At 42.7% G+C, this 25,282-nt stretch carries 23 protein-coding genes and 2 pseudogenes; 2 read left to right on the top strand and 23 right to left on the bottom strand.

All coding sequences use genetic code 11. From position 1 onward, the window contains the following. From truB to parE, 14 genes and pseudogenes are all read right to left on the bottom strand, one after another. Window positions 1–909, bottom strand: coding sequence for a tRNA pseudouridine(55) synthase TruB (gene truB / locus C7384_RS01730; RefSeq protein ID WP_089937828.1), 909 nt, complete (start codon window positions 907–909; stop codon window positions 1–3). Further along, window positions 902–2,086 carry an aminotransferase class I/II-fold pyridoxal phosphate-dependent enzyme gene (locus C7384_RS01735; protein ID WP_089937830.1) on the bottom strand — a complete coding sequence of 395 codons (1,185 nt, stop codon included), beginning with the start codon at window positions 2,084–2,086 and terminating at the stop codon, window positions 902–904. Before C7384_RS01735 ends, truB begins: the two co-directional genes overlap by 8 nt. Window positions 2,087–2,172: 86 nt before the next feature. Beyond that, window positions 2,173–2,526 (bottom strand): 30S ribosome-binding factor RbfA, encoded by a 354-nt coding sequence (gene rbfA, locus C7384_RS01740; RefSeq protein ID WP_089937833.1) that lies wholly within the window; start codon window positions 2,524–2,526, stop codon window positions 2,173–2,175. A 44-nt stretch (window positions 2,527–2,570) separates the two neighbouring features. Then, window positions 2,571–4,544 (bottom strand): annotated as a pseudogene (gene infB / locus C7384_RS01745) (translation initiation factor IF-2); the annotation flags it as partial. 113 nt (window positions 4,545–4,657) lie between these two features. Beyond that, window positions 4,658–5,057, bottom strand: a pseudogene (locus C7384_RS08385) (translation initiation factor IF-2); the annotation flags it as partial. Next, window positions 5,057–5,413 (bottom strand): L7Ae/L30e/S12e/Gadd45 family ribosomal protein, encoded by a 357-nt coding sequence (locus tag C7384_RS01750; RefSeq protein ID WP_089937837.1) that lies wholly within the window; start codon window positions 5,411–5,413, stop codon window positions 5,057–5,059. The pseudogene C7384_RS08385 and the gene C7384_RS01750, both read right to left, overlap by 1 nt. After that, the gene (rnpM, locus tag C7384_RS01755) at window positions 5,367–5,663 is read right to left on the bottom strand and encodes an RNase P modulator RnpM (protein WP_089937839.1); all 297 of its coding nucleotides are present in this window, start codon (window positions 5,661–5,663) and stop codon (window positions 5,367–5,369) included. The genes C7384_RS01750 and rnpM overlap by 47 nt, the downstream gene beginning before the upstream one ends. A gap of 17 nt (window positions 5,664–5,680) precedes the next feature. Beyond that, on the bottom strand, window positions 5,681–6,808 hold the full coding sequence (gene nusA / locus C7384_RS01760) for a transcription termination factor NusA (RefSeq protein ID WP_089937841.1): 1,128 nt from the start codon (window positions 6,806–6,808) through the stop codon (window positions 5,681–5,683). A gap of 27 nt (window positions 6,809–6,835) precedes the next feature. After that, complete coding sequence (locus C7384_RS01765; protein WP_089937844.1) at window positions 6,836–7,312, bottom strand: ribosome maturation factor RimP; 477 nt, start codon at window positions 7,310–7,312, stop codon at window positions 6,836–6,838. 200 nt (window positions 7,313–7,512) lie between these two features. After that, on the bottom strand, window positions 7,513–7,782 hold the full coding sequence (rpsN, locus tag C7384_RS01770) for a 30S ribosomal protein S14 (RefSeq protein WP_089937846.1): 270 nt from the start codon (window positions 7,780–7,782) through the stop codon (window positions 7,513–7,515). Continuing rightward, on the bottom strand, window positions 7,782–7,931 hold the full coding sequence (gene rpmG / locus C7384_RS01775) for a 50S ribosomal protein L33 (RefSeq protein WP_002815032.1): 150 nt from the start codon (window positions 7,929–7,931) through the stop codon (window positions 7,782–7,784). The genes rpsN and rpmG overlap by 1 nt, the downstream gene beginning before the upstream one ends. Window positions 7,932–8,058: 127 nt before the next feature. Continuing rightward, window positions 8,059–8,964 carry a manganese-dependent inorganic pyrophosphatase gene (locus tag C7384_RS01780; RefSeq protein WP_089937848.1) on the bottom strand — a complete coding sequence of 302 codons (906 nt, stop codon included), beginning with the start codon at window positions 8,962–8,964 and terminating at the stop codon, window positions 8,059–8,061. A gap of 44 nt (window positions 8,965–9,008) precedes the next feature. After that, on the bottom strand, window positions 9,009–11,441 hold the full coding sequence (parC, locus tag C7384_RS01785) for a DNA topoisomerase IV subunit A (protein WP_089937850.1): 2,433 nt from the start codon (window positions 11,439–11,441) through the stop codon (window positions 9,009–9,011). A gap of 33 nt (window positions 11,442–11,474) precedes the next feature. After that, window positions 11,475–13,535, bottom strand: coding sequence for a DNA topoisomerase IV subunit B (gene parE / locus C7384_RS01790; protein WP_089937853.1), 2,061 nt, complete (start codon window positions 13,533–13,535; stop codon window positions 11,475–11,477). A 217-nt stretch (window positions 13,536–13,752) separates the two neighbouring features. On the opposite strand from parE, the gene plsY reads away from it, so the two are divergent. Next, on the top strand, window positions 13,753–14,367 hold the full coding sequence (plsY, locus tag C7384_RS01795; protein ID WP_089937854.1) for a glycerol-3-phosphate 1-O-acyltransferase PlsY: 615 nt from the start codon (window positions 13,753–13,755) through the stop codon (window positions 14,365–14,367). Between the two features lie 40 nt (window positions 14,368–14,407). On the opposite strand, the gene dtd is transcribed toward plsY, so the two are convergent. Genes dtd through C7384_RS01810 form a run of 3 tightly spaced genes read right to left on the bottom strand, consistent with a single transcriptional unit; the run spans window position 14,408 to window position 17,695 of the window. Continuing rightward, window positions 14,408–14,854, bottom strand: a complete 447-nt coding sequence (gene dtd / locus C7384_RS01800) for a D-aminoacyl-tRNA deacylase (protein WP_089937856.1) — start codon at window positions 14,852–14,854, stop codon at window positions 14,408–14,410. Window positions 14,855–14,857: 3 nt separating this feature from the next. Further along, window positions 14,858–15,436: a hypothetical protein gene (locus tag C7384_RS01805; RefSeq protein ID WP_243400691.1), complete on the bottom strand. Its 579-nt coding sequence runs from the start codon at window positions 15,434–15,436 to the stop codon at window positions 14,858–14,860. Between the two features lie 21 nt (window positions 15,437–15,457). Further along, the gene (locus C7384_RS01810; RefSeq protein WP_089937857.1) at window positions 15,458–17,695 is read right to left on the bottom strand and encodes a RelA/SpoT family protein; all 2,238 of its coding nucleotides are present in this window, start codon (window positions 17,693–17,695) and stop codon (window positions 15,458–15,460) included. Window positions 17,696–17,899: 204 nt separating this feature from the next. Between C7384_RS01810 and C7384_RS01815 the strand changes: the two genes are divergently transcribed. Next, window positions 17,900–19,111: an MFS transporter gene (locus C7384_RS01815; protein WP_089937859.1), complete on the top strand. Its 1,212-nt coding sequence runs from the start codon at window positions 17,900–17,902 to the stop codon at window positions 19,109–19,111. A gap of 43 nt (window positions 19,112–19,154) precedes the next feature. Here the strand turns inward: C7384_RS01815 and C7384_RS01820 are convergent, their stop codons facing one another. From C7384_RS01820 to C7384_RS01840, 6 genes are all read right to left on the bottom strand, one after another. After that, the gene (locus tag C7384_RS01820) at window positions 19,155–20,381 is read right to left on the bottom strand and encodes a glycosyltransferase family 2 protein (protein WP_089937861.1); all 1,227 of its coding nucleotides are present in this window, start codon (window positions 20,379–20,381) and stop codon (window positions 19,155–19,157) included. Continuing rightward, complete coding sequence (locus C7384_RS08100) at window positions 20,374–20,550, bottom strand: hypothetical protein (RefSeq protein WP_165806758.1); 177 nt, start codon at window positions 20,548–20,550, stop codon at window positions 20,374–20,376. Before C7384_RS08100 ends, C7384_RS01820 begins: the two co-directional genes overlap by 8 nt. A 108-nt stretch (window positions 20,551–20,658) precedes the next feature. Further along, a complete protein-coding gene (locus tag C7384_RS01825; RefSeq protein WP_089937862.1) occupies window positions 20,659–21,330 on the bottom strand; it encodes a hypothetical protein in 672 nt (223 codons plus the stop codon). A 71-nt stretch (window positions 21,331–21,401) separates the two neighbouring features. Then, window positions 21,402–21,707, bottom strand: a complete 306-nt coding sequence (locus C7384_RS01830; RefSeq protein ID WP_243400692.1) for a DUF7671 family protein — start codon at window positions 21,705–21,707, stop codon at window positions 21,402–21,404. Then, on the bottom strand, window positions 21,697–24,213 hold the full coding sequence (locus C7384_RS01835; RefSeq protein ID WP_089937865.1) for a carbamoyl phosphate synthase preATP-grasp domain-containing protein: 2,517 nt from the start codon (window positions 24,211–24,213) through the stop codon (window positions 21,697–21,699). The genes C7384_RS01830 and C7384_RS01835 overlap by 11 nt, the downstream gene beginning before the upstream one ends. Further along, a complete protein-coding gene (locus C7384_RS01840; protein WP_089937867.1) occupies window positions 24,194–25,273 on the bottom strand; it encodes a carbamoyl phosphate synthase small subunit in 1,080 nt (359 codons plus the stop codon). Before C7384_RS01840 ends, C7384_RS01835 begins: the two co-directional genes overlap by 20 nt. Window positions 25,274–25,282 lie beyond the last annotated feature (9 nt).

Consider the following 25,282-nt stretch of genomic DNA (forward strand, 5'->3'; position numbering starts at 1 on the left):
TCACCGATTTGAAAAAACATACCGCGAGCGCCAAAGCGCCTGCTCTGAATCGTATTGATAAACAGCTTTAAGCTGTCCTTGATAGTATAGCTGAAGATAGCCGCTCTGATTAATCGGCCAATCTGAAATTTTTTGTCCATTAGAAACCGCAAACCATTCGGACTGCTCTAGTTCCTTAATTGGCCAATCTAAGATTTGATTAATTGGTACAATCCGCTCAACAACTTGCGCCACTGGTAAAGCTAACAGCTCATCCAAGGGACTGGCCTGACTTAAATCAAAGCAACTCCCACTGATACGAGTCAAGCGCGTCATGGTTGCTGGTAAATTAAGAAACTCTCCAACATCGCTGGCTAAGGTCCGAATGTAAGTTCCCTTAGAAACTTGCGCTTGAAAATCAAAACTTTGATAACGGCCATCAAATTCTGGTTGACTAGTTCGTTTGAAATCATAAATATAAGCAGAGCGGGTGGGCCGTTCTACCGGCTCATTGGCACGGGCATATTCATACAACCGTCGACCAGCCACTTTAACCGCCGAATACAGCGGTGGAATCTGGGTGATTTGTCCGCGAAAATGGGCAAGCGCCTGATCAATGTCATCAACCGGCAACGGGCTGGTTAGCGCCTGTTCTCTAATGATGGTTCCCTCGCGATCCTCAGTTTCAGTTTGAAAGCCAAGGGTAATTTCCCCCTGATAAGTCTTTGGACGACTTTGTAAAACATCGATTAATTTAGTCGCTTTACCTAAAGCTAAGACCAAAACACCATCAACACTAGGATCTAGTGTCCCCGCGTGGCCAATCTTTTTTTGACCTAAACGGCGTCGCAAACGGGCAACAACATCAAAAGAAGTCATGCCAACCGGCTTATTTACAACTAAGATACCATCAACCATTTTGTCACCCATTTGTTCGTAATGCAGTCACATACTGACTAATTCTAGTCAGACCGTCCTTAACATCTTCATCACTAGCCGCATAGGACAGACGAATATAGGCTTGACTACTTGGGAGGCCACCAAAACATTCACCAGGAATAACCGCTACTTTAGCAACTTGAGCCATTTTTAAAGCAAACTGATGGCCATCGGTCCCCATATCAGCCGGTAACTTAGCAAAGATATAAAAAGCCCCAGCTGGTTTAGCAATTGTAAAACCAAGTCCTTCTAAAATTTCAACCATGTAATCTCGCCGTTTTTGATAGGTGCCCTTCATCATATTGATTCGGTCATCATCTTCAACCATGGCCATCTGCGCTGCATCTTGGATAAAAGTCGGAATGGCAAAGGCTAGCGCGCCATGCACCTTCTGCATTTCAGTAATCGTAGCTTCTGGCCCTAAGATAAAACCAACCCGATACCCGGTCATCGCATGTGACTTTGAAAGACCGTTTAACAGAATCGTTTGCTCTGGTAGTATTTCTGCCATAGAAACATGCTGTCCCTGATAAGTTAATTCAGAGTAAATTTCATCTGAGATAACCCAGATCTGATGTTTTTTAAATACCTCAGCCAGTGCCTCTAATTCTGAACGATCATAGGTTACCCCAGTCGGATTATTGGGATAATTGAGCAAAATCGCTTTAACTGGTACCCGGGCCTGTTCAATAGCAGTTTCTACCTGTTGAGGTGTTAATTTGAATTCATGTACTGCCGTATCAATACTGATACAAACCCCATGCGCTAAATCTAACGATGAAAAATAAGGGCCATAAGCAGGTTCGGGTACCAATAAGCCATCCCCTGGGGCTAAGAGAGTTTGGAAAATCACATTAATGGCCTCAGTTACACCAGAAGTAACAATCACTTGATCTTTACTTTGATAGTTAAGATGATAACGTCGATTAAAATAATCAACCACCGCCTGCCGTAAAGGTGATTCCCCCTGGCTTTCGGCATAGTGCGAGCGATTAGCTTCAATGGACTTAATCGCCGCTTCTTTAATAGGATCAGCAACATTAAAACCTGGTTCGCCAAAGGTTAATTTAAGCACATCCGGAATTTGACTAATTTCTTTTTGAAAGCCGAGTAGTTTATCTGGGGCCATATTTTTTACGATAGGGTTAATTGTAAGTGGTTGATCCATGATTTGGTACTTCCTTTCTTATTAAGAGAAATAATCTGTATGTATGCAGAAAACGCCACCTCAAATAAAGGCAGCGTTTCTTGCAGTCAATCTTTTTTATGAAGTTGGCGAATCAAACTTTCAATATGATCACCATATTGAACCGAACTATCTAATTCAAAACGCAACTCCGGAATTTTGTAAACTGTCAAACGACTTCCTAGTTCTTTACGAATCAAGCCTGATGCAGCTTGTAATCCTTGAGCAACTTTTTCTTGCTCACTAGTAGCGTCTGACAGAATGGAATAGTAAATCGTGGCAATCTGAAGATCACCCGAAACATCCACACTGGTAATTGTAACGTCCTGTAAGCGAGGATCATTGATCCGCTTTAACAGAAGGTCTGAAACATCACGTTGAATTTCCTGAGCTAAACGCCCAGCTCGTTGTGCATTTGCCATTCTTACCACCTTCCTCATTCCATCATTAAATGGGTATTACGACCTTATTTAGGCTTAACTTCTTCCATAATATAAGCTTCAGCTGTATCACCAGGCTGGATATCGTTAAATTTATTAACGGTAAATCCAAAGTCAAATCCCATCTTAACCTCATTAACAGCGTCTTTACCTCGCTGCAATGAAGCCAGCTCACCTTCATAGACGACCGTGCCGTCACGAACGATACGAACTTTAGCATCGCGAGTAATCTTACCCTCTTCAACGCTGGCCCCGGCAATGGTTCCAACCTTGGAGAACTTAAAGAGTTCCTTAACTAGGACATGTCCAATAATCTTTTCTTCGTAGACAGGTTCTAGCTGGCCCTTCATGGCTGCGGTCACATCATCAATTGCGTTATAAATGACGTTGTAATAACGCATATCAACTTGATCGTTTTCAGCTTGTGAACGAGCAAATGGCGTTGGCCGAACATTGAAACCAATAATAATTGCACCAGAAGCTTCAGCCAAGCTAACATCTGATTCGTTAATGGCCCCAACAGCAGTGTGAATAATATCAACACGAACGCCATCAACTTCAATCTTCTTTAATGAACCAGTCAAAGCTTCAACTGAACCTTGAACATCGGCCTTAACAATAATTGGGACAGTCTTCATAGCCTTTTCAGCCATAGTGTTAAACAAAGTATCCAAGGTAACGACTGAACCAGCATTCCGGACTTCTTCACGAGCACGTTTTGCACGTTCTTCACCAGCTGCACGGGCGGTCTTTTCATCAGCCATAACGATGAAACGATCACCAGCTTGTGGTACATCATTTAATCCAGTAATTTGAACCGGTGTTGCTGGGGTAGCAGCTTCCATATCGATACCACGTTCATTGGTCATTGTACGAACACGGCCGTAAGTATTACCAATTACGATTGGATCACCAACATGCATTGTTCCTTGTTGAACCAAAACAGTTGCTACCGGACCACGACCCTTATCCAAGCGAGCTTCGATGACAGAGCCACGGGCTGGAATCTTAGGATCAGCCTTTAATTCCAAAACGTCCGCTTCAAGCAAAATCATTTCTAATAATTGCTCAACATTTTGACCAAACTTAGCTGAAATCTTAACGAAAATGGTATCGCCACCATACTCTTCTGGTACTAAGTCATAAGCCATCAACTGGTTCATGACGTTATCAGGATTAGCACCTGGCTTATCAATTTTGTTGACGGCTACGATAATTGGTGTACCCGCAGCTTTGGCATGATCAATAGCTTCAATGGTTTGTGGCATAACCCCATCGTCAGCGGCAACAACTAAGATTGTAATGTCAGTAACGTTAGCCCCACGAGCACGCATTTCCGTAAAGGCCGCGTGACCAGGTGTATCCAAGAAGGTAATCAAACGATCGTTCAAACGAGCTTGATAGGCCCCAATATGCTGAGTAATTCCACCGGCTTCGCCTTCGGTCACATTGGTATTACGAAGGTAATCCAACAAAGTTGTCTTTCCGTGATCGACGTGTCCCATGATTGTGACAACTGGTGGACGAGGAGCCAAATCTTCTGGTTTGATATCATCTTCATCAAAGAAACGATCGATATCAGCGACATCTTCTTCTTCTTTCATCTTAGCGTCAATATCATAGTCGGCAGCCAAAATTTCAATGGTATCAGAATCCAAACTCTGGTTTTGGTTGGTTACAATTCCTAACAAGAAGAGCTTCTTAATGATTTCAGAAGCATCCCGATGCAAAAGCTTAGCCAAATCTTGAACGTTCATACCTTCGCGATATTCCAAAACTTCTGGAAGTGGCTGTTCCTTACGTACTGTAGCTGGCTTCTTAGGTTGTTGCTTAGCAGCAATACGACGGGACTTTTTAGAACCATGCGGCTTATTGTTACGACGTGGTGTAGGCTGACCAGTCCCATTGGTATTACGCTTACGGCCATTGTTGCGAGCAGAATTATTACCTGAGGCTAAAGCGCCACCAAAACGGCCACCACCATTGGTAGTTGTAGCTGCTTGCGGTGCTTCTTTGCTAGCAGTTTTACTATTAGAAGCACTGGCATTGGCTTTTTTAGTCGTTTTGGCTGTCTTAGCTGCCTGACTAGCTTCCGCTGCTTTTTTATTCTGGTTAACGTATTCCTTAAGACTGTCATCTTTTTTAGCGGAATAGTTAATTTGGCCTTCACGCGGCTTAGTTGACCAATTCTTCTTTTCACGAACCATCGGACGCCCACTAGTAGGTGTCAAACGTGAATTTGGCCGACTGGAACGGCTTTGTCCATTGCGGTTAGCACTAGCAGCTGGTTTTGAACCAGTTGATCCACCTTGCTTACGGGGTTCATTTTGCGTCTTTGGACGGCTAGGACGACGAGTAGCTGTGTCATTACTTTGCTGACTCCGTGAAGCCCCATCTGACAATTTAGCAGCGTGACGACGTTGCGAAGCTGGCAACTCTTTTCGTTCTGGTCTTGCTTGTTTATGCGCAGGCCTAGGCTGGTTTGAGCTAGAGAATTTCTTTTCTTCTGCCATTAATTGCGCTCCTTTTCGATTAGTAATTGTTTAATTTTTTTACTAAAGCCTTGGTCACTAACCCCAAAAACACTGCGATTAGCACCAATAGCTTGACTGAGAGTATCTCGATCAAAGTCTTGCACCAGTTGAACATGATAAAACTGGGTCTTATCTTGAAATTTTTTGGCTTGGCTTTTCCCACCATCACTTGGAAAAAAAACTACTTGCACCTTTTCCTGGCGAATAGCGTCTAAAGTTGGTCCAGTACCCAAGACTAGTTTACCAGCTTTCATAGCTAAACCTAATAAATTTCTAATTGCTATTTGATTATCGTTCACCAAAAAGCTCCTGACGAGCTTGTTGGTGGTCAACATACTCAATTAATTCTTGATAAAAACTAGCTGGAATTGCTACCCCAAAAGCTTTTTCAAAAACATGCTCACCTTGTGCTTGCTGAGCAACCTTAACATCTAGGCTAATATAAGCGCCCCGACCATTTTTCTTACCAGTCGGGTCTAAACTTACTTCGCCTTCTTTGTTGCGAACAACTCGGACCAGGTCTTTTTTAGGAAACATATTCCCGGTGACAATGTCCTTACGCAACGGAATTTTGCGTGTTTTCATGATTCACCGCCTCCTTTTTAACTGAAATCAGCTGGTGTATCCGACTCACTGACAACCTCATCTTCAGCAACTTCAGGAGCTGAACTTGTATTTAAGAGGTCCCCAGCTTCACTTTCAGACTTAATATCGATTTTAAAGCCAGTCAAACGGGCAGCTAAACGAGCATTTTGTCCTCGTTTACCAATGGCCAAAGACAACTGGTCATCAGGTACAATTACCGTCACAACTCGTTCGTTTTCCTGATCAAAGATTACATCCGTAACCTCGGAAGGATTCAAGGCATTGGCAATATATTGCGCTTCATCTTCAACCCATTCCACAATGTCCATGTGCTCGCCACCAAGTTCATTGACCACGTTTTGCACTCGAACACCCCGTTGTCCCACTAAGGCACCAACTGGATCCAAATCCGCATCATGGGTATAAACGGCAATCTTAGAACGGTCACCAGCTTCACGAGCGATGCTAACGATTTCAACTGTGCCATCATAAACTTCTGGAACTTCTTGCTCAAATAATCGTTTTACCAAATCAGGCGCTGTTCGTGACACAAAGATCTGAGGACCCTTAAGGTTATTGTCAACCTTAGTCACCAACACTTTGATTCGATCGCGCATTCGGTAATGTTCATTGGGCATTTGATCACCGGGGGCCATGACAGCCTCTTGCTGGCCGGCCAACATGACGTAGAGGAAACGGGCGTCTTGACGCTCAACTTCACCGGTAATGATCTCATTTTCATAGTCTTGAAACTTGTTGTAGATGGCTTCACGACCAGCTTCACGCATTTTTTGTACGATGACTTGCTTAGCAGCTTGGGCAGCCATCCGACCAAAGTCCTTAGGCGTTACATCAAAGCGAATCTCATCGCCAGGTTCATAGGCTTTGTTGATTTTCAAAGCGTCACTCAAAGAAATTTCAAGATCGGCATCAACAAAATCTTCATCTAAGACAACTAATTTAACCTGCTTAATTGTCATCTTCCCCTTCTTGTCATCAAAGGTGGCTTCCACATTTTGAGCGGCATTGTATTGCTTCTTATAAGCCGCCTTAAGTGCGTTTTCTAAAGCTTCGACAACCACGGCACGATCAATTCCGCGTTCTGCTTCTAAAGCATTCAGAGCATCGACTAATTCTTTACTCATTTATTTTTCTCCATGTTATATCTTAAATTAAAACTGAACATCCAAAGCTGCCTTAGCAATTTCATCGTAGTTAAATTGCTGAAGTCCTTGATCACTTTCAATTGTAATTCCTTGATCAGTAACCTCAGTTAGCTTACCAGTCCATTTTTTTTGCCCTGAACGGGGCGAGAAAAGGGCTAGAGCAATCGGTTCTTGACCTTCCAAAGCCCACTGAAAGTGCCATTGCTCAACTAAAGGCCGATCTAATCCGGGCGAGCTAATATCTAAAAGATAAGCTTCAGGGATTGGATCATTGTCAACGTCATCCAAAACCTCATTGACCGCCTGAGTAAAGAGCGTCAAATCATCCATGGTAACAGCGACATGCTCTGGTCGATCAACCAAAACCTCAACGGTTTTTTGTCCGCCGCCATTCTTAATCGAAAGCTGCCACAAAAGTAAACCCTGATCATCTAGAATCGGTTGTATTAATGTTAGTAAGGCATTTTTTGCTTGACCTGCCAAGATAATTCCTTTCTGTTAATTAAAACCTGTCCAATTCATAAAAAATGAGCCGGTCGTCAAATCGACCCGCCCATTTACAGTACTCATGTAAATTAACTACTCTAATCATAGCCTAAATGCCTTGAATTTGCAAATTGACGATTTCTAGTAGCAAAAATACGCCCATCAGCGATGAACGTATTAAGAGAGATAAGCTCAGCTTACCAAGAAGCCTTCCGAACACCAGGAATTTGACCCTTGTGTGCTAATTGACGGAAAGTCAAACGTGAAATACCGAATTCACGCATGTAAGCGTGAGGACGACCATCAACTTGGTCACGGTTATGAACACGTACAGGTGAAGAATCCTTTGGCAATGCAGCCAAACCGATGTAATCACCAGCAGCCTTTAAAGCAGCACGCTTGTCAGCATACTTCGCAACCAACGCTTCACGTTGCTTTGCCTTTGCAATCTTTGATTTCTTTGCCATTACTTAATCTCCTTAAAAGTTACAACTTTACGAAGTTTGGGTGAGTACTTCTTTAACTCAAGACGGTCAGGCGTATTACGACGATTCTTGGACGTCAAGTAAATACGCTCACCAGTTTCATCATTTCCTAAAACAACGTGAATACGCATAGTTCCAGCTCCTCAGTATTTTTTTAATAGAATTATTTGCTTGTCAATACAAATGTCAATTATACATGGGACAAGGCCATGTGTAAAGGCTTTGACGAATTTTTAACTTAATGACAACTAAATTAGTTTAAAATTGCCCTTCCAATGGTGGTACAACTTGTTTTTTACGTGAGACAACGCCCGGCAAATCAATCACGTTATTAACTAACTTTTTGCCAAAAGCAGCTTCAATACTGGCCGGTGTATCACCAAGATACAAGGCCTTTGAGTTAGAATTCAAAATATCAGTAATCACAAACAAGAAGTCTTCATAACCTTCAGCTTTCATAGCCGTTTCTAAACCAGCTTGACGGGCCAAAACATCATCAATGTCAACAGTATTAACCTGACCAATTCTAAATTGGTGTCCACCCATTTCAAAGGATTTGGCATCCCCATCTAACAGTTCTTGATCCGAGCGGGTTGACAAATCTGTACCCGCCTTTAGCATAGCTAGACCATAACTGTTAACATCATCAAGGCCAGCTAAACGAGCCAAACTTGGCAAAGCTTGACGATCCCAGTCAGTCGTCGTTGGGCTCTTTAAGAGCAAGGTGTCTGAAATAATACCCGACAAGAGCAAGCCAGCCAACTGAGCTGGAATTTCAATTTGAGCTGCTTGTAATTCAAAGTACAAAATAGTGGCCACAGAACCCCATGGCTTAGCCGTGATATAAAGTGGAGTAGCATTTTGAAAATTAAACTTGTGATGATCAAAAATATGATTAACGGTCACATCAGCCAGGTTATCAACTGATTGCGCTGCCTCATTGTGATCAACCAATACCACTTCAGCACTAGTTGCTTCACTAATAATTGGTAAAGACTCAACCTTAAAATAGTCTAATACGTACTGGGTTTCAGCATTAGGCTTACCTTGCGCAAAGGCCTTGGTATCTAGTCCCTGTTGATTTAAAAGATAACTAGCGCCAATTGCCGAAACAACTGTATCAGTATCGGGATTTTTATGTCCAAAAACTTGTATCTGTGCCATAACTTCACTCCTATTTTTTAATTATTTTATCATATTAATACTGCTTAACTAAGGGTCAAAGGCTGAATTTGAATTGCCTGACCCAGTTTTTTAATGTCCAAAACTTCGCGACCATTACTAGTTCGACTAGCTTGGCTATAATCACTTAATTGCAAATTCACTTCCTGCTGACGCTCCGTTAAAATCGAAACGGCTTGGTCATTAGTACGCAAGAGACAGGCCGCCGCCAATTGATAGCTACGAGTTTTGCGTTGCGTAAATATTTGCACCCCTTTGGTAGCTCGGTGTGCTAATGGTAATTCAGCCAAACTAATGTGCTTAAAGGCCCCATTTTCGGCAACTAAAGCGACCTGCGTCATTTTATCATCAGCTAGGCTAGCCGCCACTAGGACATCGCCATCGGACAAATTAATCGCTTTGACACCACTAGTTCGATTACCAACAATTGGTACTTCATTCAACTCATAACGTAGGGCTTGGGCTGCCTGAGTGAAAATAACGACCTGTTCTGATTGAGCTGTTGGTGTAACCATGGTTACCGCCAATAATCGACTAGTGGACTGCTTTAATTTCATAGCCATAATCGACTTCTTCTTATAGGCCTTAGGAATTAAATCAGTTAAGTTAGTTTGTTTGATGAAACCATCATTACTCGTTAACAAAACCGTTTGCTCAGCATTAGGATCGTCAACGACTAAGGCAGCTATCAGACTTTCATCTCCCTGCCAATTCGTCAATTGCTGGGACAAATGTTCACCCAAATCTTTCCAACGCAAATCAGGTAAATCAAAGATTGGCCGATAAATGACATTTCCTAAATTCGTAAATAATAGTAAATGTTGAGTGGTATTTAGCGTCCCTTCAAAACAAACTAAGTCATCTTCAGCCAAGCCATTTTCAGGGGCTGAAGCCTTATAGGAGCGGAGTGACGAACGCTTATAGTAACCATTTTTAGAAACCAGCACACGAACATTTTCTTCTGGAATCGTCACGGCTGTATCAATGACTAGATCCTCAATCTGATCTTCAATCACACTCCGGCGCTCGGAGACATATTGCTTAGAAATAGCTTTAATTTCAGTCCGAATCACGTCATGGAGGGCTTCTTGTTCCGTCAAAATCCGTTGTAGTTGTTCAATTTTAGCCTTTAATTCAGCATGTTCGTTTTCTAACTGGGTCACATCCGTATTAGTCAGACGGTACAACTGCAAGGTCACGATGGCTTCAGCCTGTTGCTGGGTAAATTGGTACTGGTCAATCAAATTTTGCGTAGCATCTTTTCGATTTTTAGAAGACCGAATGGTTGCCACGACCTGATCTAAAATCGATAACATGCGGATTAAGCCCTCTACAATATGTTGCCGGGCTTGGGCACGCTTTAATTCATAAGCCGAACGCTTCAAGACAACGTCTTTACGAAAATCTAAAAAGGCTTGTAAGCCAGCTTGAAGACTAACTAAGACCGGCCGTTGTTGATGAATAGCAACCATGTTGAAATTATAAGAAATTTGTAAATCAGTTTTCTTAAATAGATAGGTTAAAATTCCCTGGGCATTGGCATCACGTGCTAATTCAATGACAATCGATAATCCTTCGCGATCCGATTCATCACGAACCTCTGTAATCCCAGCCACATCTCGATTGAGACGGATGGCATCAATTTTGGCTACCAAATTTGATTTCACCACTTCATAGGGTAGCTCGGTAATTTCAATCTTTTGTCGGCCAGCCTTCAGGGCACTTAGTTCGGTTTTAGCCCGAACAATGATCCGGCCACGGCCAGTCTTATAGGCATCCTTAATTCCATCTAGCCCCTGAATAATCCCCCCAGTTGGAAAATCAGGTCCTTTAACATAGCGCATCAATTGGCTCAAGGTTGCCTGCGGGTGATCCAAAAGATAAATCAAGGCATTATTAATTTCTTTTAAATTGTGAGGGGGAATTTCAGTGGCATAGCCGGCTGAAATTCCGGTAGCCCCATTAATAAATAAATTCAGCAAGCGTGAGGGCAAAACCGTGGGTTCATAGAGGGTGTCATCAAAATTAAGTACCATATCAACGGTATCTTGGCCCAAATCACGTAAAATTTCATCGGCAATTTTTGATAAACGCGACTCGGTATAACGCATCGCTGCGGCTGGATCATTATCAATGGAACCGTTATTTCCATTCATATCGATTAATGGTTCTCTTACCTTCCAATCTTGGGAAAGACGAACCATGGCTTCATAAATCGATGAATCCCCGTGGGGATGGAAATTACCCATGACATTTCCCACCGATTTAGCCGATTTACGGTAAGGGTGGTCATAGGTATTGCCATCTTCTTCCATGGCATACAAAATTCGCCGCTGAACTGGTTTTAAACCATCACGAATATCGGGAAGGGCTCGTTCTTGAATAATGTATTTGGAATAGCGGCCAAAGCGCTCGCCCATCACTGCTTCTAGCGATAGTTCTTGGATCCGATCTACCATTCTGTTAGCAACCTCTTTCCTTTCTAGGCTCTCTTAAAATAACTCAAGATTTTGATTTTCAGTGGACTTAGGCGTTGGCTTACCCTTAACCTTACTGCCCTGTTTTTCTTGGAGAACCTGTTCAAAGAAGTCGCTGTTTTGCTGATTTCCTTGAACATTATCCAAAATTGAACCAGTATCGCCCATTGTAAATTGAACGTTGGCTTCAATCCATTGCCGGCGAGGGTCAACCTTATCCCCCATCAGGGTCGTCACTCGTTTTTCAGCCAAAACTGCATCATCAATTTTAACTCGAATTAACGTTCGTGATTGGGGATCCATGGTGGTTTCCCACAGTAGGGGCGCATTCATCTCCCCCAATCCCTTAAATCGGGTTAGTTCATAACTAGCTTGGTTTTTAGCAGTAATTTCAGCCAGTTCATCATTAGTCCAGGCAAAGGCGTCTGGTATCTTTTTAGAACGATAACGGACACGATAAAGCGGTGGTAAGGCAATATAGACCTTACCCGCTTCAACCAATGGGCGCATATATTTGTAAAAGAAAGTTAATAACAAGGTTTGAATATGAGCGCCATCATCATCAGCATCGGTCATGATAATCACTTTATCAAAAGCCGCATCAGCGATTTTAAAGTCAGGACCCACTCCAGCCCCAATGGCATAAATCAAAGTTGAAATTTCTTCGTTCTTTAAAATATCGAGTAATTTAGCCTTTTGGGTATTTAAGACCTTACCCCGTAAAGGCAAAATAGCTTGGAATTTACGATCGCGGCCTTGTTTAGCTGAACCGCCGGCAGAATCACCCTCGACTAAGAAAAGTTCATTTTTATCAGAATTTCTCGACTGGGCTGGCGCTAATTTACCGGACAATAGCTTTTCCCGGGCGCCTTTAGATTTACCAGTTCGACTCTCTTCACGAGCCTTACGGGCGGCTTCACGAGCATCTCGAGCTCGTAGGGCCTTACGGACAATCTTTTGACCAAAATCACCGTTTTCTAGTAAGAAGCGGCTGAGGGTTTCATTTACCACACTATCAACGGCACCACGGGCTTCTGGTGTTCCCAATTTATCTTTGGTCTGCCCTTCAAATTGCAGTAGTTGTTCTGGAATCCGTAATGAAATCACGGCCGATAATCCTTCACGGACATCGGTTCCTTCTAAGTTTTTATCCTTATCCTTTAACAAACTAACCCGACGAGCATAGTCGTTAAAAGCTTTAGTCCAGGCTGAACGAAAACCAACTTCATGGCTACCGCCATCCTGGGTTCGCACGTTATTGACAAAGGACAATAGGGTTTCGGAATAGCCATCATTATATTGAGCTGCTACATCAACGATAATCTCATCGCTTTGACCCTCAAAAGTCATAACTGGGCCCAAGCTAGCCTTATCTTCGTTCAAAAAATCAACGAAAGACTCTAACCCGTGGTCATAGTGATAAACTTCGGTTTTAATCGGCTCAACTCGTTCATCACTAAGGATAAACTTGACCCCACTCATCAAAAAGGCCGCTTCCCGTAAACGTTCAGACAGGGTGTCAAAATTAAAAATCGTCGTCGAAAAGACATTGGGATCAGGCTTAAAGGTTACGGTCGTACCCGTAGAGGCCTTACTAGGGCCTAAATCTTCTAGGGTCCCGATTGGCTGTCCACCATCTTTAAACTTTTCTACCCAGCGATGACCTTCACGAATGATATCAACACTAAGGCTTTCTGACAGGGCGTTAACCACTGAGGAACCAACCCCGTGTAAACCACCCGAAGTAGCATACCCACCCTGGCCAAATTTTCCACCGGCGTGTAGGACCGTTAAAATGACTTCTGGCGTCGGCTTACCGGAAGAGTGCATGCTAACAGGCATTCCCCGGCCAAAATCTTGAACCGTGATGGCATTATTGGCATGAATGGTAACCCGAATTTCATCACCAAACCCACCTAAAGCTTCATCGACGGCGTTATCAACAATTTCATAGACCAAGTGGTGCAAACCACGGCCATCGGTCGAGCCGATATACATGCCTGGTCGTTTACGAACAGCTTCAAGCCCTTCTAAGATTTTAATTGAATCTGCATCATAGTGAACGTTTTTTGCCACAGTACATTTCCTTTATTATTTAATACGACTGAATAATTCTTCAAAAATTCCAGTGCCAAAACAACCATTAAAATTGGCAATCTATTTCATCATAGAGTAAAAGATAAATCCTGACAATAGTAAAATCCATCAAATCCTCTCATCCACCAGTGGCTCTATGGTAAAATAGTAGCTGTTAATTTTTCATTAAATCACCTTTTAATTAAATGAGGATATTATGTTCGAAACTATTTTAATGTTTGTATTAGCCTATTTATTAGGTTCATTAGTACCAGGTTATTGGTTGGGTAAGTATGTTTACCATAAAGACATTCGTAACGAAGGCTCCGGCAACATTGGTACTACCAACGCTTTTCGAATTTTAGGACCGGTACCAGGATCAATCGTCTTGCTGCTAGACATGTTCAAGGGGACCTTAGCTGGCCTCCTTCCCCTATTCTTTCACAGTTCGATTAATCCCATGTTAGTTGGTTTAGCAGCCATCTTGGGCCATACTTTTTCCGTCTGGATTGGCTTTAAGGGAGGCAAAGCCGTGGCGACATCGGCCGGTGTCCTCCTAGCTTACAATCCAATTTTCTTCTTCATGGTCTGGGGCGTATTCTTAGTGATTTTGTCCCTTTCATCAATGGTTTCAGTCGCCTCAATGATTGGCTTCTCCTTTGCAACCATCATGTCCATCTTTTACTACCACGATCCGATTTTAGCCATTGTTGCAGTCGCACTAACTGCCTTTGTTTTCTACCGCCATCGTAATAATCTCAGCCGGATTATTCATGGGCAAGAAAGTACAATTCCTTTTGGCTGGTACTATTACCGCCATCATAAAGATTAGTTAAATAAAAGATGCCACAATCAGATGATTGTGGCATTTTTTATGGTGCTTTACTGTCTAGACTAATAGTCACTGGGCCATCATTTACTAAGCTAACTTGCATATCAGCGCCAAACTGTCCGGTTTGAACAGTTAAACCGGTCGCCATTAAGGCTTGATTGAATTCCTGATACCGTTGATTAGCTAAATCAGGCGCAGCTGCTTGGGTAAAACTGGGCCGGTTACTCTTTTTAGTATCAGCATATAAAGTAAACTGTGAAATTGATAGAATCGCTCCTTCAATATCTAAGATACTGCGGTTTAAACGTCCCTGATCATCAGCAAAAATTCGCATCCGCGTAATCTTACGAACTAAATAATCAATATCTTCATTTTGATCATCAGGGCCAATCCCAACTAACAGCATCAAACCAGTGTCAATTTGGCCAACAATTTCAGTATCGATTCTGACTGAAGCTTGGCTGACCCGCTGTAAAATAACCCGCATGGCTTACCTCCACTCAATAATTTGCTTGGTTGAAACCCGAATACGGCTAATCGCATGGGGAATTAAACGACGCATAAACAAGGCGCCATGAACCGTAATTAATAGGGCATCCACCACATCGGCTTTGATGATATACAAAACCAAAAACATCAGAGCCGTTGGTGGTAACAAGGTTAAGACAAAGAGAACCCAGGCCCGTTCAAAGGGCCACTTTTGCAATTGTTTGGTCAAATCAACCGCATCAGCAGTTAATGGTACCAATTGTTTGGCATCATAGCCTTGCTTTTGACGACCAAAAATCCAAGCCAGTATTGGTAACCCGGCGGTTAAAAATAGGATTAACCACCATAAAGCAGGATTATGAATGATGATACGGGGTAAGGTGACAAAATACTTTAATAACCAATAGGGGGTAACCAAGACACCACTAATAATCAACATCCACAATAGCCAGCGTTCAGCTTGCGGTTCTGGTAAAACTTGGGGCGTAAAGTAGGACTTTTGCTGTTGCCGATCAACGATTAAAGTCCCTTTTTGGTTATTTTGCCGAATCGGCGCAATCGCCATTAAATAGTCTTTCAAGAATCTAGTCTCCTCTATATCCTAGTGAAAAGTTCGCTCAACGGTGCTAACCGCTGGTAAATTATGCAAGGTATCCATAATACCATGTAACTGTTCCACATTTCGAACCCCGATTGATAGGGAAATTTGCATCATGCCACTTTTGGTAACATGCCCGTTAATCCCATTTACATAGCGGGTTCGACTATTTAAGATCCGAATGACATCATTTAAAACGCCACCACTATTTTCGGCATGAACCGTCAAATCAGCGGCATAATTAGCCTTTTGTCCGTTAGGATCTTCCCACTGCACATCCACCAAGCGTTGTCCCTGTCCTTGAGCTTGACGAATATTAGGACAGTCCAATCGATGAACTGAAACACCACGTCCCTTAGTAATGTAGCCCATTACAGCATCACCGGGAACTGGTGTACAGCAACGGCCCAATCGAATCAAGAGGTTATCAACCCCGGCAATCACGATATCATTAACCTTATTGGCCTCTTTATGAGAAAAACCGGTCTGGTCAGCAGTAATCGCATGCCCTTCTTCTAAAATTTCGCGTTGTAATTCTTGAGCGGCTTGATCAGCCTGTTGCTGACGCGCACTTTCGGTTAACTTTTTAACAACCCCCTGGCCAGTCATGTCCCCATAACCAACAGCCGCTAGCATGTCATCGGCACTGGAAAAATGTAAGTCTAAAGCGGCTTGTGTTAATTGATTTTCATCTAAGAAATCAGCACTATTGAAATGTTCCTCCGTTAATTCCTGACTAATTACTTCCCGACCGGCCACAATATTATCTTGACGATCAAGTTGCTTAAAGTGCTGTTTAATTTTATTGCGGGCTCGACGAGTTGATACCAAATCTAGCCAATCTCGGCTCGGTTTAGCATTAGGGCTGGTGATGATTTCGACAATATCCCCAGTTTTAATCTTGTAATCTAGGGGCACAATTCGACCATTTACTTTTGCCCCGGTCGTCTTTAAACCAACATTAGAATGAATCGAAAAGGCCATATCAAGCGGTCCTGCACCCTGGGCTAGTTCATAAACATCCCCTTTCGGAGAAAAAGCATACACTCGATCACCAAACAGGTCGCCCTGAACACCAGCCATGAAGTCTTGGGCATCCTGAGCACTTTCTTGTAGCTCTAAAATTCCCTGAATCATGTTTAAGGCTTGTTGGTTTTTATCACCGACTTGGGCTTGTTTATCCGAACCTCGATTTTGTTTATAGGCCCAATGAGCGGCCACCCCAAATTCAGCGACTTCATGCATCTTATGCGTCCGAATTTGGACTTCCATTGGCCGACCACCCGGGCCAATCACCGTTGTATGTAGGCTTTGATAACCGTTAGCCTTTGGTAGCGCTATATAGTCTTTAAATCGACCAGGAATTGGCGTCCACCGGGAATGAATCGTCCCCAAAACCGCATAGGTGTCAGGAATCGTATCAGTTAAAACCCGAATAGCTGATAAGTCGTATATTTCACTAAATTCCTTATGCTTGTCAACTAATTTACGGTAAATCGAGTAAATATGCTTTGGCCGACCATAAACATCAACATTTTGCAATCCTAAGCTATCAATGGCCGCATTAATCTCATCTACCGCCGTTTGGATGTAGGCTAAACGCTCATCACGTTTCATATCCATCAAAGAGGCAATATGATGATAATCATCAGGGTCCAAATAACTTAGCGAAAGATCCTCTAGCTCCCATTTAATCGTACTAATTCCCAGACGATCAGCCAAAGGAGCGTAAATATCAAGGGTTTCCCGGGCAATCCGCTTTTGTTTATCGGGTCGCAGGGCATCCAGAGTTCGCATATTATGCAAACGATCAGCCAATTTAACAATAATGACCCGGATATCTTTAGACATGGCCAAAAGAAGCTTACGATGATTTTCAGCCAGCCGCTCTTGGGAATTTTGGTATTTAATTTGACTGATTTTAGTGACACCATCGACAATTTGAGCCACAGCTGGGTCAAATTTATCGGCTACATCAGTCAGCGTTGCCGGCGTATCTTCAACCACATCATGTAAATAACCGGCTGCTACCGTCGCTGTATCCATTCGTAGTTCTGCCAAAATACCGGCGACTTGAATGGGATGAATAATATACGGTTGCCCGGAATTACGCCGTTGTTCTTGGTGTAACTGAGCTGCCCACTGATAAGCCCGGTTAACTTCTTGGGTGTCGGCTGGTGACATATAAGATGCCACCATCTCTAAAACATCACTAGCGGTATAGTCTCGATACTTTGTCATAAGTGCCCCTTAAATTCCGCTTCCTGCTAGTCAATGTGGTAATTATGTTCCCAAATGGGCCACCAAAAGCGAATTAATAATCATTGCTATTATATTAAAAATCAACCCCTTTCACAAGCAAAGTCAAGCCATACAGTGCATATTTTTCCCAATCGGTTTAGAATGATTAATTAAGGCTAAAACAGATTAGAAAGGTAGCACCGTATGGATTGGTTAAGTAAAAAAGAAGTTTGGGAGCGCAATGTCATTATTGTCTGGTTTGGGGTTTTTATGACTGGGATTGGGTTAAGCGAAATTATCCCCTTCCTATCTTTGTACGTTGATACGCTGGGTCATTTTTCTAAAAATGAGTTAACCCTTTATTCTGGTGCAGCTTTTGCGATCACCTTCCTCGTTACAGCCATTGTTTCCCCGCTCTGGGGTAAATTGGCTGATCAAAAGGGTCGTAAATTAATGATGTTACGGGCTGCGGCTGGGATGGGCGTCATCTTCTTTTTGATGGGCTTTACCACCAATGTCTGGCAACTCATCGTTTTACGAGCCATTCAGGGGGCTTTAGGTGGCTTTGTTTCCAATGCTAACGCCCTAATTGCCACCCAAACACCAAAGTCACAAGTCGGCCGTTCCTTAGGAATCGTAGTCACCGGCTTTACGGCCGGAACCCTACTCGGTCCGATTGTTGGTGGTGCGCTTGCCAGTGCCTTTTCTTATCAACTAACCTTTCACATCACTGGCTTTATCATGTTCTTGGTTTTCTTTTTAATTTTATTTTTAGTTCAGGAAAATCAGCGCCCTAGCCAAGTCAATCAACAAAAACCACTAGAAAAAATTACCTGGGCGACCTTGCCGCATAAGCATTTGTTGGTCTCCCTATTTATTACTACCATGTTGGTCCAGGCTGTAAATATGTCCATTAATCCGATTGTCTCACTGTTTGTCCGTGAGTTGGTGCATAACAGCCACAATGTCACCTTTTTAGCCGGGGTGGTGGCCGCTGCGCCCGGATTAGCAACCATTATCGCTGCACCTAGTTTTGGCCGTTTAGGCGATCGAATTGGCACCCGCTTTTTAATTCAAATCGGCTTTGTCATTGCGGTTTTGGCCTTTATCCCAACCGCCTTTGTCACCAGTGTAACGCTCTTAATCCTACTGCGATTTATCGTGGGTATTAGTGATGCCACCTTATTACCAGCCATTCAAACTCTGCTTTCCAAAAATTCACCTCAAAATATGATTAGCCGAATTTTTAGTTATAATCAGAGTTTTCAAGCCATTGGTAGTGTGGCCGGTCCCATGTTGGGTGCTGTAATTGCTAATCTCTATGACTATCGAGCAATTTTCTTAGTGAGTGCTGGCATCATGGTTATCAACGCCTTACTCTTTTCTTGGAATACCCGTCGCCAAACGGCCAAATAAAAAATGCTGAGTTGTTAATTGACAACTCAGCATTTTTTATTCGTTAACGTTCGACATGCTCCCAGGAGCTTTCTTGTTTAAAAATCGCATCCTGATGAATCAAACAACGCAGCAAAGACAGATAATCAACCAAAGAAACGACCTCCAGGAATAAAAAGGCCATAGGTGCGGTTAAAAAGAAAATCCCCTTCTCTTTCAAAGTTAATTTATCGGCATTTAGTACTGCAAAAGAAGCATAAGCCCCATAAAGTAATACGAGGGAAATATAGGTCGAAAAATCACCATACCGCACCAAACAAAATAGGGCCAAACAAATGAATCCTGGCTCCAGGAACATTAAAAATTCTTCCAACCAAATCTTAGGCAATTTCCAAAAGGACAAGGACAAACTATATTTAGGATTAAGGTTAAAAATCATAGTCCGATATTTAATGAGCGCCTTGAAACGACCATATTTCCAACGCAACCGTTGATTTAATAGTTCATGAAAAGTATGGACGGCTGGGGTATAGGCAATTACATCATTGGCGTAAACAAATTTATAGGCCGTATTACCATAATAAGCCAGTAACTTCATCGTCAAATCAATATCTTCGGTCACGGTATCACTGTCATATCCGCCGGCTTGCAGTAAGCAATCCCGTCGAAAACAGGACCCAATCCCACCAATGATATATTCCATATTCAATGGTATTTCCGAATTTTTTAAATAATAACCAACGAAATACTCAACTCGTTGGACATATTCAATAAAATGAGGTGCCTGCTTAATCCGCACATTCGCCGCTGCCGCTAAAACCCGCCGATCTTGAAAATAGCGATTCATCTTGGTTAACGCGTCTGCTGATAATACTGAATCGGCATCTAAAACCATAATTAATTCATACTGAGCATAATTAATCAAGGCATTATTTAAGGCAACCGACTTACCACCATTGGCCTGATCGGCAATCACTAAATTAGGATATTTTAATTGGAGCGCTCGCAATTGATTCAAGGTATCATCATGCGAACCATCATTAATCACAATTACTTCAAAGTTATCATAATCCAATTCCAAAGCTGATAAAACGCTGTCCTGAATACTTTTCCCCTCATTGTAGGCAGGAATTAAAATACTAAAGGAATGATGTTGTGCTGGCTTGGCGGTCCTTTTTTGTAACTTAAGCGTTTTTAATTCGTATACGTTAGCAAAAAAAATACCAAGCAAAATTCTAAGGGCAGCATAAAGACCCAGTAGAATCACACTAATAACCAACCAATTAGACATTCTTTTTATAAAGGAGGTACAAACTAGATAAAAGCGCCCCGGTAAAGGCCAGCCCAATAATAATCGAGAGGGCTACCTGCCAATCAGAATTGATGTGTATACCAGTTTGTGGTAATAGTGCAACCCCAACTGCACCTGAAACTACCACGGCCGATGCTTTTTGATACATAATAGCTACTCAACTTTCTCTTTTAAGGAAAGTATAGCACATCAAAACCCTGTTATAGCTTTAAAACCAGCATATAGTAAAAATAATTAATAAAATATTACAACTATATCAATTATCTTTTTCAAAAAAAGACCTCAAATCAACCCGCCATTGATTTAAACTAATTGGCTTTGGCAAACCCAGCCCCCCTGCTTGAACAAAATCTGTTATTAATGATGCTTGATAACGAATTTTAAACAGCCCCATATTTTGACCGTTAGCAATTTGCTGGGCATCTTGGGCTTGATCAATAATCTGGTTAGCCTTGCGTGCTTCAATCCGAATTTTTTCTTGCTGTTGTTCCTGAATAGTTTGGGACAAACGAGAATCGTTATTAATCTTCAAAAGTAGCTGTTGACTAGTTTGCCTAATGGTCGCTTGGGCTTGTTGTTTTTGCAAATTTAACGGTAGACCAATCGCATGTTGCTGAACCATGGCTAAATCAGCCTGTTGAATAATTGGTTGAATGGCTGACAAACTATTAGCTTGGTATAAAGCCAATTTAGCTCGTTGTAAATCCTGGTTTAAAGCCGCCAATTGGGCTTGTTTTTGTTTATCCGTTAGGGTTAAATCGATCTTGATTGCTGCAGCTATTTTTTGTTGATTTTTTATCAAGGCCAGCTGAGCCGCCTGTTTATAACGAACACTAGGTGAGAGAATTGGTACGGCTAGTAGACCATCATCAACTAGTGGACTAATATTTCTGGACCAATAATGGGTCCGCATTGGCTGGTCTGACATATATCTCCTGTTTACATGTAGTCACACTACATGTACCTTTCGAATATATTGTAAGGCTTTATTCACAAAAGTTAATCATTTTTAAATGTTATCCAAGGCTGTAAGGCCATTATATCTACTTGACCGCTAGTCCAACGTGCCAAAGGTTGATAATCATGACGCTGATTAAAGGCTAAGGGCGCTCGGTCAATGACTGCTACTGCTTGACCATTTTCAGTCAAAAATACTTGTCCCAGCTCAGAAAACTTTCCTTTAGTATGTTTACCAATCCGCCAAGTATGAGGTTTAGCACCAGCCTGCGGTAAGTAGTTTCCTGAAGGATCTTGTTCAACCACCAGGCCAATAATTTTTTCGGTTGGATACTTTTTATTGCTCATCATTAACCACCCGCACGCCCATCTCAAAGCGAGTCGTATCAATCGGACCACTAGGTTGCAAATGTAGTTGATAATTAGTCAGGGCCTTAGCCATCCACTGATGGACATGGGGCGGATTTTTGGAAATCATTTGCAGCATTTCCCAGTCACGGGGTGTCAATTCATCTAACATAGCCCGCACAATTAAACGCAGAAAATGAATGCCCATGGCTTTACTCAAATAGGCTACCTGCCCGTATGATACCGACCGCAGCCAAGTATCATGGGACAAATCCGGAATCTCAATTTGATGAACCCATTCGTTGACATCTGCTCGCCAAATAATTTGATACAGACCCGGGCTAGGTAAACTCAGATTATTCAAATCTTCCTTGATATCTAAGGCCTGATTCAATAGGCGCATTTCTCCGGCACGGTGCTGACCGACAATCAAGGGATAAACTTCCACCCCATCGTAGAAAAAGTTCAAAGAAAATTCTGACTCATGATTTTCTGGTCCACTGCCTAAATGCTTTTCACGGGGTAAAATCAAGACCCGCTGTCCCAATTCTTCTAAGACCTTAATTAACTTTTTACGATTACCCGGCACCATAATTGCCTGCGGCTGCTCTTTATCCACCACGGCCATTACATCCGAGATTTCCAGCGGTTCCAGGTACTGTTTATCTGAAATATGCGGCAACAAGGTAGCATCACTGCTGTTATTGTTCATCGCAACCGTGTGATATTGCAAGCGGCGTAATTCCGATAAAACAATTGTCGTTGCATAACCGCCCGAAGCCGATTCGCCTAAACGAAAGGCCCCCGATCCAACCACGAGAATACTGTCTTTTCCCAGGGGAGTCGACTCATCTTCCGTTTCAAAAGTGGCGTAATACTGGTGAGCATTCTCCGGAAATTCCCCGGCAGAAGGTTCTAAGGCTTTATAGGTTGGTTGAATATCGTTTTGACGAGCTAAACGACGAATTGACTGAAAATCACTATGCCAAAAACGGGCAATCAAGCCGTCGGACAAGCCAGCTTGTTTAGCCTGTTGCAAAATATTAGGATCATCAATTTTAGCTTCCACCATTTGTTCTAAAGCAATTAGGTGCTTTAACTGGTAGAAATAAAAGGCATCAATATGACTTAATTCGGTTAATTCATCAACTTCATAACCCCGTCGAATCGCCTCAATAAATAGTAAAACTCGATTATCTTGAGGGTGAATCAATTGTTGAATTAATTCATCATCAGAAATATGTTCCATGTAGGTTGGCGAAAAGCCTCGGTTATTAAAGTGAGCCGACCGAATCGCCTTTTCCAAGGCTTCGATAAAGGTCCGACCAAATCCAATCGTCGAACCCACTGATTTTTGAATACTACTTAGGTTTCGATCAACTTCAACCCCACTGGCCTGTAAATCCCCAAAGGGAAAAACTGGTAATTTAACGGCAATATGATCCATCATTGGCTCCATCATGGCCGTTTTGGGGTGGAAATTATGGGGTAATTCAATGTCTTCAAGTGCCTGTCCCAAGGACAAGTACATGGCCACCAATAGCATCGGATAGCCAGTCACCAAAGCCATGCGAGTCGCCATTTGATCAATGTAGGGCGCAATTTTAATGATGTAGATTTTACCAGTAATTTCACTCACGGCAAATTGTAGGTGCAAAGCTCCTTGTAGCTGTAATAAATCAGCCACTTGGAAGGCATAAGAACGCATTTGTTCCATAAAACGATCTTGGATCGTTAAAACCGGCGAAACGCTAAGCGAATCAGCCGTGTGAATCCCAATGGGATCCATATCCTCACTAGCCCCAACCTGTAAACAATTACCACGGTAATCACGCAAAACCTCTAGGCTAACCTCTTTCATGCCATTAATGGCTTTAGAAATTAACACCTCATCTAGGAGAGACTGACTTTTAACCTCGTCAACCACCTGCTCTAAATCGTCCAGGCGTTCAACGATTTGGCGGGTGTTACTTTGCACGGGATTGTTGGCCCGTACCACCAAAGGTAAGGATAACGACCGCATTAATTCGTTCACTTCAGTTTGAGATTTGGCCACCTGACTTTGGATTACTGGCAAACCGGCATCGATTAATAGCTGATTTAACTGAGTAATATCGGCTGATTCACGTAATACGGCCGGATTTAAGCCCAAAGTCCGTGGAATTTGCCCATCATCAGCATGCCATTCATTTAAAATTTGATTCCAAAGTCGTAAGGCCCGGTGTCCCCCAAATAAAGGTGCCACCGCATCAATCTGATGATCTTTAATGATTTTTTTAATATTGGTGACGGTCAACGGCTCCCAAAAAGTTGTCGCCGCAACACTCTCTAAAGCGACTGAATAGGGATTATCATCGACCACAAAGACTTGATAGCCATGGCCATGTAATTCCGGCAAAACTTGATAAATCGCCGCATCATTTTCGCCCTGAATTCCAAAATCATTGGGTCCAGCCCCCAGAAATAGGACTTTATTTAGTTTAGATTTAGTTGTACTGTTCGACATAGTCGGCCACCGTTTCAAAGAAATCTGCAAAAATCACATTGGGTTCAATGGGACCCGGGGCCCCATCAGGGAAAAATTGCACACTAAAGGCTGGATAATCACGATGTCGTAGTCCTTGAATTGATTGATCGACTAAATCACGGTGGGTCACAAACATTTTTTTACGATCAACCGTCTGATCGTCAACGACATATCCCCTTCCCTGCATGGCATAGAAAATCTCTTGGGAAATAATTTCTTGAATCGGATGGTTCATCCCATGATATTCAGCCACCAAGGGATTTAAGGTTGCCCCATTGGCCATAGCAAAAAGTTCGTGGCCTAAACCAATGCCCAACATTGGGGCTTTGGTCTGTAAGACACGAATTAAAGTAAACACACTTTCTGGCAAACTATTAGGATTACCCGGGCCACTAGACAAGATAATTCCGTCCGGATCAAGGGTTAAGACCTCTTCAACACTGGTTGTGTAAGGAAGGACCGACACATTGCTGTCATAGTCACCCAGCATCCGTAAAATCCCATGTTTCAGGCCAAAATCAATTACTACAATATGATACCCTCGGCCCGGATTAGCATAGGCTTTAGGTGTGGCGGTATTTTGTACCTGTTGTTTGGTTAACACCGTGGCTGCCAGCTGGTCACGGGCATGATCATCAACATAATCAACAATCGTCGCTTTCTGCGGACCACTCTCTCGTAAGTGTCGAATTAATTGCCGCGTATCAACTTGACAAAGCCCGGGAATATTATTTTGTTTTAAAAATCGATCTAGGCTCATGCGCCGTTGCCGATTGGTCGATATTTCGGCTAGGTCATGGACAACCATCCCCCGAATGGTGGGTTTAACCGATTCGTAGGCCTCGGCATGAATCCCATCGGCTCCTACTACCGGCATGGCAAAGACAATCATCTGGCCATCATAAATCGGATTAGTAATACTTTCTTGGTAACCGGTCATCGCCGTTTGAAAAACAATTTCACCAAAGGTTGTTGCGGGCGCACCAAAGCCTTCTCCAACAAAAGTACTACCATCTTCTAATATCAAGTGCCGTTGCATGCCTTCCTC

The sequence above is a fragment of the Convivina intestini genome (assembly GCF_003096575.1).
GTDB lineage: Bacteria > Bacillota > Bacilli > Lactobacillales > Lactobacillaceae > Convivina > Convivina intestini.

Excerpts from the sequence above, each read along its gene's own strand:
- parC (WP_089937850.1), bottom strand. The coding sequence starts at position 11,441 with ATGGTAGATCGGATCCAAGAACTATCGCTAGAAGCAGTGATGGGCGAG.
- C7384_RS01820 (WP_089937861.1), bottom strand. The coding sequence starts at position 20,381 with ATGTCTAATTGGTTGGTTATTAGTGTGATTCTACTGGGTCTTTATGCT.
- C7384_RS01835 (WP_089937865.1), bottom strand. The coding sequence starts at position 24,213 with ATGTCGAACAGTACAACTAAATCTAAACTAAATAAAGTCCTATTTCTG.
- C7384_RS01825 (WP_089937862.1), bottom strand. The coding sequence starts at position 21,330 with ATGTCAGACCAGCCAATGCGGACCCATTATTGGTCCAGAAATATTAGT.
- truB (WP_089937828.1), bottom strand. The coding sequence starts at position 909 with ATGGGTGACAAAATGGTTGATGGTATCTTAGTTGTAAATAAGCCGGTT.
- C7384_RS01840 (WP_089937867.1), bottom strand. The coding sequence starts at position 25,273 with ATGCAACGGCACTTGATATTAGAAGATGGTAGTACTTTTGTTGGAGAA.
- C7384_RS01780 (WP_089937848.1), bottom strand. The coding sequence starts at position 8,964 with ATGGCACAGATACAAGTTTTTGGACATAAAAATCCCGATACTGATACA.
- C7384_RS01830 (WP_243400692.1), bottom strand. The coding sequence starts at position 21,707 with ATGAGCAATAAAAAGTATCCAACCGAAAAAATTATTGGCCTGGTGGTT.
- C7384_RS01735 (WP_089937830.1), bottom strand. The coding sequence starts at position 2,086 with ATGGATCAACCACTTACAATTAACCCTATCGTAAAAAATATGGCCCCA.
- nusA (WP_089937841.1), bottom strand. The coding sequence starts at position 6,808 with ATGAGTAAAGAATTAGTCGATGCTCTGAATGCTTTAGAAGCAGAACGC.
- rpmG (WP_002815032.1), bottom strand. The coding sequence starts at position 7,931 with ATGCGTATTCACGTTGTTTTAGGAAATGATGAAACTGGTGAGCGTATT.
- dtd (WP_089937856.1), bottom strand. The coding sequence starts at position 14,854 with ATGCGGGTTATTTTACAGCGGGTCAGCCAAGCTTCAGTCAGAATCGAT.
- rpsN (WP_089937846.1), bottom strand. The coding sequence starts at position 7,782 with ATGGCAAAGAAATCAAAGATTGCAAAGGCAAAGCAACGTGAAGCGTTG.
- C7384_RS01810 (WP_089937857.1), bottom strand. The coding sequence starts at position 17,695 with ATGACAAAGTATCGAGACTATACCGCTAGTGATGTTTTAGAGATGGTG.
- plsY (WP_089937854.1), top strand. The coding sequence starts at position 13,753 with ATGTTCGAAACTATTTTAATGTTTGTATTAGCCTATTTATTAGGTTCA.
- C7384_RS08100 (WP_165806758.1), bottom strand. The coding sequence starts at position 20,550 with ATGTATCAAAAAGCATCGGCCGTGGTAGTTTCAGGTGCAGTTGGGGTT.
- C7384_RS01750 (WP_089937837.1), bottom strand. The coding sequence starts at position 5,413 with ATGTTGACCACCAACAAGCTCGTCAGGAGCTTTTTGGTGAACGATAAT.
- rnpM (WP_089937839.1), bottom strand. The coding sequence starts at position 5,663 with ATGAAAACACGCAAAATTCCGTTGCGTAAGGACATTGTCACCGGGAAT.
- C7384_RS01815 (WP_089937859.1), top strand. The coding sequence starts at position 17,900 with ATGGATTGGTTAAGTAAAAAAGAAGTTTGGGAGCGCAATGTCATTATT.
- rbfA (WP_089937833.1), bottom strand. The coding sequence starts at position 2,526 with ATGGCAAATGCACAACGAGCTGGGCGTTTAGCTCAGGAAATTCAACGT.